The organism is Pseudomonas sp. GW821-FHT05H12 (genome assembly GCF_059419385.1).
Map to the genome: position 1 here is coordinate 169,499 of NZ_JBWKRS010000012.1, position 9,488 is coordinate 178,986.

Here is a 9,488-nt window from a genome sequence, read left to right on the forward strand (position 1 = left end):
TGGTTTCAATGGCGTTGAACAGTTAGCAACAAATTGCATGATATTGACCAACGCACCGCGGCCCCTGTGGGAGCTGGCTTGCCTGCGATTGCGTTGTGTCAGTTGCTGAGGATGTAACGGGTGAACCGCTATCGCAGGCAAGCCAGCTCCCACATTGGCAACGGTGTGGGGTCAGCTGATTTTGTGCAGGTAGCTGGGGAGCGGCTGCTCGGGCAACACCGACAACACCTTCAACCGCTGCAACATCCGCTGCCTGGCCCGCTGCAAATGCTCACGCAGGTTCAACGCCGCCGCATCAAATGCCCCATGCAGCAGCAACTCCAGAATCAAGCGATGTTCGGCCAACATCGCCGGATCGGCGCCGATCCCCAGCAAACGGTAGAAAATCCGGCTGATGATCATCGGGCTCTGGCCCTGGCGGATCAACGCGGCAATCTTGCGGTTTTGCAAGCCGGCCAGGCAGCGTTGGTGCAGGTCTTCTTCGATCTGCTCGATGGCTTCCAGGCTGCAGTGGGGGCTGTCCTGGGCGTCGAGCACGCGCTGCAACATGGCTTCGAGCAGTTCGCGCTCGAGGTTTGGGGCGCTCTGGCGCAGGGCTTCGGGTTCCAGGCAGGCGCGCAGTTCGTAGTCTTCGGTGACTTCCCGCGCGGTCAACGGCCCGGCCAGCCATTGGGAGTAGGGCTCTTTCTCCACCAGGCCACGATCACGCAAACGCATCAACGCCTCACGCACCACGGCGCGGCTGACCCCGTAATGATCGGCGGCGGCTTGCTCATCCAGGCGGTAATGCCCGAAGGCGATGCAGGTGGACAGCGCCGCGCCGATCTCCTCGACGATGCGCTCGCCCAGCGGTCGTGTGTCCACCAAGTCCTGCTCGCCATCCAGGCCCAGGTGGGCATGGCTCAACGGCAGGCGCAGCGGCTCCATGGCCAGGCCTTCTGGGTTGATCAGGTAACCCCGGCCATTGAAACGGCAGATCAGGCCTTCGTCATGCAGCAAATCCAGGGCCCTGCGCACCGGCACGCGGCTGGTGCCGAACAGCTCGGCCAGGGGCGCTTCCAGCAACACCAGTCCGTGGCGGGCAGTGCCATTGACGATCGCGTCACGCAGAACCTGGTGAATCATCGCGTAACGGGAGGCCGAGGTGGACACTGCTTTCATCGGTTTCTCTGGGGCATGTAGGACGGTGGCCGGGGATTCTCTCATAAGTCGTGCCTGTCACTCTGCGCCACGTCAGTGGCACCTATTTGGGGCCTTGCCGAGCGGGATGTTACTTTTCTGCACTAAAATGTACTTATTAATAAAAGATACATTATTTCATTGAGAGCGCTTCGCGGCGTACAGGCAAGATTTTTTTGCCTGGCCTGAAGCCTTCTATCCCGTAGCTATGGGTGAAAAACCAGCGCTGCGCAAAAACTACTCAACAGAGACTGGCACGAAAGCTGCCTTTGTAAAATGTACATTTTATTAATATGTACGTTTTGTGAGGGTCATCTTGATGTCAGACGCCACTTCCATGGCCGAGGCTTTTGCCAGCGGTCGCAGCGACCCGGTGCAGGCCCTCGAACAGGCGCTCGATCAAGCGAGCCGCTGCCCAGGCGTGTTTATTTCCCTGACCGCCGAGCGCGCCCGCCGTGAAGCCGAGGCCGCCGCCGCCCGCTGGCGTGCCGGCCAGCCGTTAAGTGTGCTCGACGGTGTGCCGCTGGCCTGGAAAGATTTGTTCGACATGGCCGGCAGCGTCACCACGGCCGGCGCCGCCTACCGTCGGCATGCGCCCCAGGCCTTGCTGGATGCGCCCATGGTGGGCCTGTTGTGCCGCGCCGGGATGGTCAGCGTGGGCAAGACCAACCTCAGTGAACTGGCGTATTCCGGCCTGGGCCTGAACCCGCATTTCGGCACGCCACACAATCCCCACGGGAGCGACCAACCGCGTATTCCCGGTGGCTCTTCCTCGGGATCGGCGGTGGCCGTGGCGGCCGGGATCGTACCCATCGCCATGGGCACCGACACCGCAGGCTCGATCCGCATCCCCGCCGCGCTCAATGGCCTGGTCGGTTATCGCAGCAGCAGTCGACGCTACAGCCGCGACGGCGTGTTTCCCCTGGCCCACACCCTCGACAGCCTCGGCCCGCTGACCCGTAGCGTGCGCGATGCCTTGGCCATCGACGACCTGCTTCACGGCCGTGTGCACACCCACAGCGCGCGCAGCCTCAAGGGCCAGCGTTTTGTGCTTGAACAAGGCGCCCTGGAAGACATCGAGCCGGCCGTGCGCAACAACCTGCTGCGTGCCATTGATCAATTGCGAGCCCACGGCGCCCTGGTAGAAGTGCGCCCATCGGCCACCTTCCAGGCCACCCTGGCGTTGATCAAAAGCCAAGGCTGGCTGGGTTCCTTCGAAGCCTTTGCCCTGCATGAAGCCTTGCTCGACAGCGCCGACGCCGAGCAGCTTGACCCTCGCGTGCGCCGTCGCCTCGAAGCGGCGCGCGCGCTGCCCGCCAGCCAACTGCTGCACCTGATGGACGCACGCCAGCGCCTGCAGCAACAACTGGTCGATGACCTCGACGGCGCCGTGCTCATCACCCCAACCGTCGCCCACGTGGCGCCGCCCCTGGCGCCGCTGGAAGCCGACGACGACCTCTTTGTCACCACCAACCTCGCCACCCTGCGCCTGACCATGCCGGGCAGTTTGCTCGACATGCCCGGCGTGACCCTGCCCAGCGGCCGCGATGCCGGGGGCCTGCCCACCGGGCTGCTGCTCAGTGCCCCGACGGGGGAGGACGCTCGCCTGTTGCGCGCTGCGTTGTCCGTCGAATCCGTACTCAACGTTTAAGGAGACACACCATGGCTAAAGACATTCTCTGTGCATTCGGCGTCGACGTTGACGCCGTCGCCGGCTGGCTCGGTTCCTACGGCGGCGAAGACTCGCCGGACGACATCTCCCGCGGCCTGTTCGCCGGTGAAGTCGGCGCGCCACGCCTGCTCAAATTGTTCGAACGCTACGGCCTGCGCACCACCTGGTTTATCCCCGGCCACTCGATGGAAACCTTCCCCGAGCAGATGAAGGCCGTGGCCGACGCCGGCCACGAAATTGGTGTGCATGGCTACAGCCACGAAAACCCCATCGCCATGACGGCCGAACAGGAAGAGATCGTCCTGGATAAATCCATCGAGCTGATCACCCAGGTCACCGGTAAACGCCCCACCGGTTACGTGGCGCCGTGGTGGGAATTCAGCAAGGTCACCAACGAGCTGCTGCTGAAAAAAGGCATCAAGTACGACCACAGCCTGATGCACAACGACTTCCATCCCTACTACGTGCGCAAGGGCGACAGCTGGACCAAGATCGACTACAGCCAGCACCCCGACACCTGGATGAAACCCCTGGTGCGTGGCGAAGAAACCGACCTGGTGGAGATCCCGGCCAACTGGTACCTCGATGACCTGCCGCCAATGATGTTCATCAAGAAAGCCCCCAACAGTCACGGCTTCGTCAACCCGCGTCACCTCGAAGAAATGTGGCGCGACCAGTTCGACTGGGTTTACCGCGAGCATGAACACGCGGTGTTCACCATGACCATTCACCCGGACGTGTCCGGCCGCCCGCAAGTGCTGCTGATGCTGGAGCGACTGATCGAACACATCCAGAGCCATGCCGGCGTGCGCTTCGTCACCTTCGACGAAATCGCCGACGACTTTATCCGCCGCCAACCCCGTACCTGATGTCGCCCACCTTGTAGGAGCCGGCTTGCCGGCGATGAGGCCCTTGAGACCTGCGTGAATTTCAAGGGCGCCATCGCCGGCAAGCCGGCTCCTACGGGTGGGCTGCGTAAATGACCCCCATGCTTCCACCCCTGAGGCGCAACCCATGTCCATCTACAACAAGCTTGACCTGACCGGCTGGAAACCCCGGCAACTGACGTCCCAGGAAGTGCGCTTCGCGACCTGGATCGCGTTCTTCGCCTGGGTGTTTGCGGTGTATGACTTCATCCTGTTTGGCACCCTGCTGCCGGAGATCGGCCGCCACTTTGGCTGGGGTGAAGTGGAGCAAGCGCAAATCGCGACCTGGGTCGCCGTGGGCACGGCGGTGGTCGCCTTTGCCATTGGCCCGGTCGTGGATAAATTGGGCCGGCGCAAAGGCATCATCTTCACCGTGGCCGGTTCCGCGCTGTGTTCGGCGTTGACGGCAATTGGCGGCGCGTGGGGCAAGTCACCGCTGATTCTGATCCGTTCGTTGGGTGGCCTGGGTTATGCCGAGGAAACCGTCAACGCCACGTATTTGAGTGAGTTGTATGGCGCCTCGGAAGACCCGCGCCTGACCAAGCGCCGTGGCTTTATCTACAGCCTGGTGCAGGGTGGCTGGCCGGTGGGCGCGTTGATCGCTGCCGGCTTGACTGCGCTGTTGCTGCCGATCATCGGTTGGCAAGGCTGCTTCATCTTCGCTGCAATCCCGGCCATCGTGATTGCGATCATGGCGCGCAAGCTCAAGGAGAGCCCGCAGTTTCAGATCCACCAGCGCATCAGCGAGCTGCGTAAAAACGGTGCGGTGAAAGAAGCGCAAAACGTTGCCGTGACCTACGGCGTCGACTACGACGAACACAGCAAGGCCGGCCTCAAGGCTGCGTTCCGTGGCCCGGCCCGTCGCGCCACGCTGGTGATCGGCGCAGCGCTGCTGCTCAACTGGGCGGCGATCCAGGTGTTCAGCGTGCTGGGCACCTCGGTGATCGTCAGCGTGCACCACATCTCGTTCGAGAACTCGCTGATCATCCTCGTGCTGTCGAACCTGGTGGGGTACTGCGGTTACCTCAGCCACGGCTGGATGGGCGACAAGATCGGCCGTCGCAACGTGATCGGCCTGGGCTGGATGCTCGGCGGGCTGTCGTTCGCCGGCATGCTGTTCGGCCCGAGCAACATGGCGATGGTGGTCGGGCTGTATAGCCTGGGCCTGTTCTTCCTGATCGGCCCGTACTCGGCGGCGCTGTTCTTCATCAGTGAAAGTTTCCCCACCAGCATCCGCGCCACCGGTGGCGCGATCATCCATGCCATGGGCCCGATCGGCGCGGTGGTCGCAGGCTTTGGCGCCACCCAGGTGCTGTCGGCCGGCAGCGACTGGCAGACCGCCGCGTTGTGGTTCGGTGCACTGCCGTGCTTCTTGTCCGGCGCCTTGATGTTTGCCGCCCGCCATGTGCGTCCGGAAACCGTTCAGTAAGGAGTGAATGATGAGCCGTAAAGTTGCCTTGATTACCGGTGCCGCCAGCGGCATTGGCCAAGCCCTCGCCGTGGCGTATGCGCGCAATGGCGTGGCGGTGGTCGGCGGGTATTACCCGGCCGACCCTCACGACCCGCACACCACCGTGGGTCTGGTGGAAGAGGCGGGCGGCGAGTGCCTGATGCTGCCGCTGGACGTGGGCAACAGCGACTCGGTGGATGCGCTGGCCGAGCAGGCCGTGCAGCATTTCGGCCGCCTGGATTACGCGGTGGCCAACGCCGGCCTGCTGCGCCGCGCGCCGCTGCTGGAAATGAGCGACGCGCTGTGGGACGAGATGCTCAATGTCGACCTGACGGGGGTGATGCGCACCTTCCGCGCGGCGACGCGGCATATGCGTGAGGGCGGCGCGCTGGTGGCGATCTCGTCGATTGCCGGCGGCGTGTACGGCTGGCAGGAGCACAGCCACTACGCGGCGGCCAAGGCCGGTGTGCCGGGGTTGTGCCGTTCGCTGGCGGTGGAGTTGGCGCCGCTGGGGATTCGCTGCAACGCGGTGATTCCCGGGTTGATCGAGACGCCGCAGTCGCTGGATGCGCAGAACTCGCTGGGGCCGGAAGGGCTGGCCAAGGCTGCGCGGGCGATTCCCCTGGGCCGGGTCGGGCGGGCGGATGAAGTGGCGTCGCTGGTGCAGTTCTTGACCAGTGAAGCGTCGAGCTACCTCACGGGCCAAAGCATCATCATCGACGGCGGCCTTACCGTGCGCTGGCCGGACTAACGGATGTACATAGATCCAAATGTGGGAGCAGGCAAGCCAGCTCCCACAATGGATCGGTGTTTTGTCTGAGGAGATTTTTGTATGAACCAACTGATTAACCGCCGCGCGGTGATCACCGGCGCCGGCAGCGGCATCGGTGCCGCCATCGCCCGTGCCTACGCCGCCGAAGGCGCACGCCTGCTGCTGGCCGACCGCAATGCCGCGAGCCTCGCCGAAACCGCGATCACCTGCCGTAACCTCGGCGCCGAGGTGGTCGAGTGCCTGGCGGACGTCGGCACCGTCGAAGGCGCCCAGGCCAGTGTGGACCGCTGCGTCGAACACTTCGGTGGCATCGACATCCTGGTCAACAACGCCGGCATGCTCACCCAGGCGCGCTGTGTCGACCTGACCATCGAGATGTGGAACGACATGCTGCGCGTCGACCTCACCAGCGTGTTCGTCGCCAGCCAGCGCGCCTTGCCGCACATGCTGGCGCAGCGCTGGGGACGCATCATCAACGTGGCGTCGCAACTGGGCATCAAGGGCGGTGCCGAACTTACCCATTACGCGGCGGCCAAGGCGGGCGTGATTGGCTTCACCAAATCCCTGGCCCTGGAAGTGGCCAAGGACAACGTGCTGGTCAATGCCATCGCCCCTGGCCCGATTGAAACGCCGCTGGTGGGCGGGATCAGCGACGACTGGAAAGGCGCCAAGGCCAAGGAACTGCCCCTGGGCCGCTTCGGTCTGGCGGATGAAGTGGCGCCCACCGCCGTGCTGCTCGCCAGTGAACCGGGCGGCAACCTGTTCGTCGGCCAGACCCTGGGCCCGAACTCCGGCGATGTCATGCCATGAACGAGGTGTAGCCATGTGCGGACTCTGCGGATTGCTCGGCGAAGACCTGCACTGGAGCGACCCCCTGGGCGATGAACTGCCAAGGCGCCGCGAGCGCCTGCGCCGGATCGCGGCGATCAACCAAGTGCTGGCGGTGTTCCGGCTCAAGGTCGAGGACTTCCAGGGCGCCTCCTACCTGTTGTTGGGTGCCACCGGCAAACAGGCATTGGCCAGCGGTTTGGATCAACTCTGGCAGGCCGCCGAGACCATGCTTGGCCGGCCGCTGGATCCCCTTGATCCCAAATTGCTCGATCATCTAAACGTGCTTGCTGAAACACCCTGACCTGTAGGAGTCCGGCTTGCCGGCGATGGCGCCTTCAAGATCGCCATCGCCGGCAAGCCGGGCTCCTACAAGGGGACGCGTCATGAGGTTGGAATATGAGCATTGCTTTGAATGTAATCACCGGTTTCCTCGGCAGCGGCAAGACCACCTTGCTCAAGCGCCTGCTGCAAGGCGAGAGCCTGGGCGACACCGCGCTGCTGATCAACGAATTCGGCGACGTCGGCATCGATCACCTGCTGGTGGAAGAGGTGGCGCCGGACACTGTGCTGCTGCCCAGCGGCTGCGTGTGCTGTTCGATCCGTGGCGAGTTGAAAGACGCACTGCTCGGCCTGTTGCAGCGCCGTGAGCGCGGTGAAATCCCGGCGTTCAAGCGGGTGATCCTGGAGACCACCGGCCTGGCCGACCCGGCGCCGATCCTTGCCACCTTGAACAACGATGTGCAATTGCGCGGGCGTTTCCACATCGGCCTGGTGATCACCCTGGTCGACGCCAGCCACGCCACCTTGCAAGAGCGTCTGCACCCGGAATGGCTGGCCCAGGTCGCCGCCGCCGATCGCCTGTTGCTGAGCAAGACTGATGTGGCCGGCGACTGCGCCCCGTTGCGTGCGCATCTGCAGGCACTCAACGCGGGTACGCCGATCCTCGATACCCACGCTATCCACAGCGGCGATCAACTGCTGCTCGGCGAAGGCTTGCGAGGCGCCGAGCCGGCCGTCGAGGTTGGCCGCTGGCAACTGCATCAACCCACCACTGCCACCCACGGCGCAGCGCAAGTGTGCTGTCTGACCTTCGATCAGCCACTGGACTGGGTCGGCTTCGGGGTGTGGCTGTCGATGCTGTTAAGATGCCATGGCGAACGAATCCTTCGCGTCAAAGGACTGCTCAACGTGAACGCAAGCTCGGCCCCCATCGTCATTCATGGCGTGCAGCACTGCCTGCATGCCCCGGTCCACCTGCCCGCGTGGCCGGGCAGCGACCGCCAGTCGCGCCTGGTGTTTATCCTGCGCGGCCTGGACCCGGCGCTGTTGCGCCGCTCCTTCGACGTGTTCTCGCGGCGGTTTGCAGCATGATCACCTTACGCGTCCTCGGCACCTCGGTGACCCTGCTCGAATGCCTGCGCGTGCGGGCCGAACAAGACCTGGGCATTCGCCTGGTGTATCAGGTGCACGATGTGGAACAGGCCCAGCGTATCGCGGTGATGCAACCCGACAGCTACGACCTTTACGATCAGTGGTTTCACAACGTCGACTTCGTGTGGCCGGCGCGGGCGATCCAGCCGATCGACACGCGGCGTATCGCGCTGTGGCATGAGATCAACGACCTGCCCAAGCGCGGGCGGCTGTCGGCCGATGATCGCCTGGGCAGTGGCAGCGTGCCGAGCGAGCGCCTGTTCGTGCAGCACGACGGCAGCCTCGGCAGTACCGTGACCGAGCGCATCAGCATGCTGCCCCTGACCCACAACGCCGACAGTTTCGCCTACCGCCCCGAGCGCTTGCCCGAGGGTTTTTGCCATGGCAACGAAAGTTGGGGGTGGTTACTGGACCCGGCCTGGAGCGCGCGTACCGCATTGCAAAGCGACGCGGCCATCGGTGCCCTGGACGCCGCGTTGGCGGTGCAGGGTGCGGGGCTGGCGCAGTTCAAGGACATCGGCAACATGAGCATCGAAGAGATCGACGTGCTCGCCGACATACTGGTGCGCAAGCAGAGGGAAGGGCACTTTGCGGCGTTCTGGTCGGATGACGAAGAGGCGGCGCAATTGATGCTCAGCCCGACCATCGATATTCAGAGCCTGTGGTCGCCGACTCTGATGCGCCTGCATCGCGCGGGGGTGAAGTATCGCTTGGCGGTGCCGCGTGAAGGTTATCGCGCGTGGTTCGGCGGGTTGTCGTTGTCACGCCATGCGCAGGGGGCGGTGTTGGATGCGGCGTATGCCTACCTCAATTGGTGGCTGTCGGGTTGGCCGGGTGCGGTGATGGCGCGCCAGGGGTATTACATCGGTAACCCGGCGCGCAGTCGTGACCACCTCAGCAGTGCCGAGTGGGATTACTGGTATGCCGGATTGCCTGCGCGGGAGGAGTTGTTGGGTAGCGATGGATTGCCGTTGATCGACATTGGCGACGTGCGTGATGGGGGTTCTTATGAGCAGCGCATGGGGCATATTGCGGTGTGGAATTCGGTGATGGATGAGCACAACTACCTGGTGCGGCGGTGGGGGGATTTTATGCGGGCGCGCTGTTTTTGATTGAGTACATATCCGTTATTTAGGTAACGGCTACTTATGGTTCCGCTCTTACAGCGGCTCACTTTTGGAAAGGCCCAAAAGTAAGCAAAAGGCCTTCGCCCCAACACTCGGTGCC

The 9,488-nt window shown here is 63.7% G+C and carries 9 protein-coding genes; 8 read left to right on the top strand and 1 reads right to left on the bottom strand.

Annotation, left to right across the window (positions count from 1 at the left end; all coding sequences use genetic code 11):
• Positions 1-171: 171 nt before the first annotated feature.
• Complete coding sequence (locus tag AC07SU_RS13395; protein WP_176994920.1) at positions 172-1,161, bottom strand: GntR family transcriptional regulator; 990 nt, start codon at positions 1,159-1,161, stop codon at positions 172-174.
• A 337-nt stretch (positions 1,162-1,498) separates the two neighbouring features.
• Here AC07SU_RS13395 and AC07SU_RS13400 point away from each other — a divergent pair, with 337 nt between their 5' ends.
• The 8 genes from AC07SU_RS13400 to AC07SU_RS13435 all read left to right on the top strand — a co-directional run bounded on the left by AC07SU_RS13400 (position 1,499) and on the right by AC07SU_RS13435 (position 9,373).
• The gene (locus AC07SU_RS13400; protein ID WP_494997280.1) at positions 1,499-2,830 is read left to right on the top strand and encodes an amidase; all 1,332 of its coding nucleotides are present in this window, start codon (positions 1,499-1,501) and stop codon (positions 2,828-2,830) included.
• A gap of 11 nt (positions 2,831-2,841) precedes the next feature.
• Complete coding sequence (locus AC07SU_RS13405) at positions 2,842-3,720, top strand: polysaccharide deacetylase family protein (protein ID WP_010212857.1); 879 nt, start codon at positions 2,842-2,844, stop codon at positions 3,718-3,720.
• Positions 3,721-3,865: 145 nt separating this feature from the next.
• Complete coding sequence (locus AC07SU_RS13410) at positions 3,866-5,206, top strand: MFS transporter (RefSeq protein ID WP_494997281.1); 1,341 nt, start codon at positions 3,866-3,868, stop codon at positions 5,204-5,206.
• A 10-nt stretch (positions 5,207-5,216) separates the two neighbouring features.
• On the top strand, positions 5,217-5,978 hold the full coding sequence (locus AC07SU_RS13415) for an SDR family NAD(P)-dependent oxidoreductase (RefSeq protein ID WP_494997282.1): 762 nt from the start codon (positions 5,217-5,219) through the stop codon (positions 5,976-5,978).
• Between the two features lie 81 nt (positions 5,979-6,059).
• Positions 6,060-6,809 (top strand): SDR family NAD(P)-dependent oxidoreductase, encoded by a 750-nt coding sequence (locus AC07SU_RS13420; protein ID WP_494997283.1) that lies wholly within the window; start codon positions 6,060-6,062, stop codon positions 6,807-6,809.
• A gap of 13 nt (positions 6,810-6,822) precedes the next feature.
• A complete protein-coding gene (locus AC07SU_RS13425; protein WP_494997284.1) occupies positions 6,823-7,131 on the top strand; it encodes a hypothetical protein in 309 nt (102 codons plus the stop codon).
• Positions 7,132-7,226: 95 nt separating this feature from the next.
• Complete coding sequence (locus tag AC07SU_RS13430; protein WP_494997285.1) at positions 7,227-8,201, top strand: CobW family GTP-binding protein; 975 nt, start codon at positions 7,227-7,229, stop codon at positions 8,199-8,201.
• Positions 8,198-9,373, top strand: coding sequence for an ABC transporter substrate-binding protein (locus tag AC07SU_RS13435; protein ID WP_176994913.1), 1,176 nt, complete (start codon positions 8,198-8,200; stop codon positions 9,371-9,373). The genes AC07SU_RS13430 and AC07SU_RS13435 overlap by 4 nt, the downstream gene beginning before the upstream one ends.
• Positions 9,374-9,488: the final 115 nt, after the last annotated feature.

What these genes read in the sequence shown, in the direction of transcription:
- AC07SU_RS13435 (WP_176994913.1), top strand. Translation starts at nt 8,198, where the DNA reads ATGATCACCTTACGCGTCCTCGGCACCTCGGTGACCCTGCTCGAATGC.
- AC07SU_RS13415 (WP_494997282.1), top strand. Translation starts at nt 5,217, where the DNA reads ATGAGCCGTAAAGTTGCCTTGATTACCGGTGCCGCCAGCGGCATTGGC.
- AC07SU_RS13410 (WP_494997281.1), top strand. Translation starts at nt 3,866, where the DNA reads ATGTCCATCTACAACAAGCTTGACCTGACCGGCTGGAAACCCCGGCAA.
- AC07SU_RS13395 (WP_176994920.1), bottom strand. Translation starts at nt 1,161, where the DNA reads ATGAAAGCAGTGTCCACCTCGGCCTCCCGTTACGCGATGATTCACCAG.
- AC07SU_RS13430 (WP_494997285.1), top strand. Translation starts at nt 7,227, where the DNA reads ATGAGCATTGCTTTGAATGTAATCACCGGTTTCCTCGGCAGCGGCAAG.
- AC07SU_RS13425 (WP_494997284.1), top strand. Translation starts at nt 6,823, where the DNA reads ATGTGCGGACTCTGCGGATTGCTCGGCGAAGACCTGCACTGGAGCGAC.
- AC07SU_RS13420 (WP_494997283.1), top strand. Translation starts at nt 6,060, where the DNA reads ATGAACCAACTGATTAACCGCCGCGCGGTGATCACCGGCGCCGGCAGC.
- AC07SU_RS13405 (WP_010212857.1), top strand. Translation starts at nt 2,842, where the DNA reads ATGGCTAAAGACATTCTCTGTGCATTCGGCGTCGACGTTGACGCCGTC.
- AC07SU_RS13400 (WP_494997280.1), top strand. Translation starts at nt 1,499, where the DNA reads ATGTCAGACGCCACTTCCATGGCCGAGGCTTTTGCCAGCGGTCGCAGC.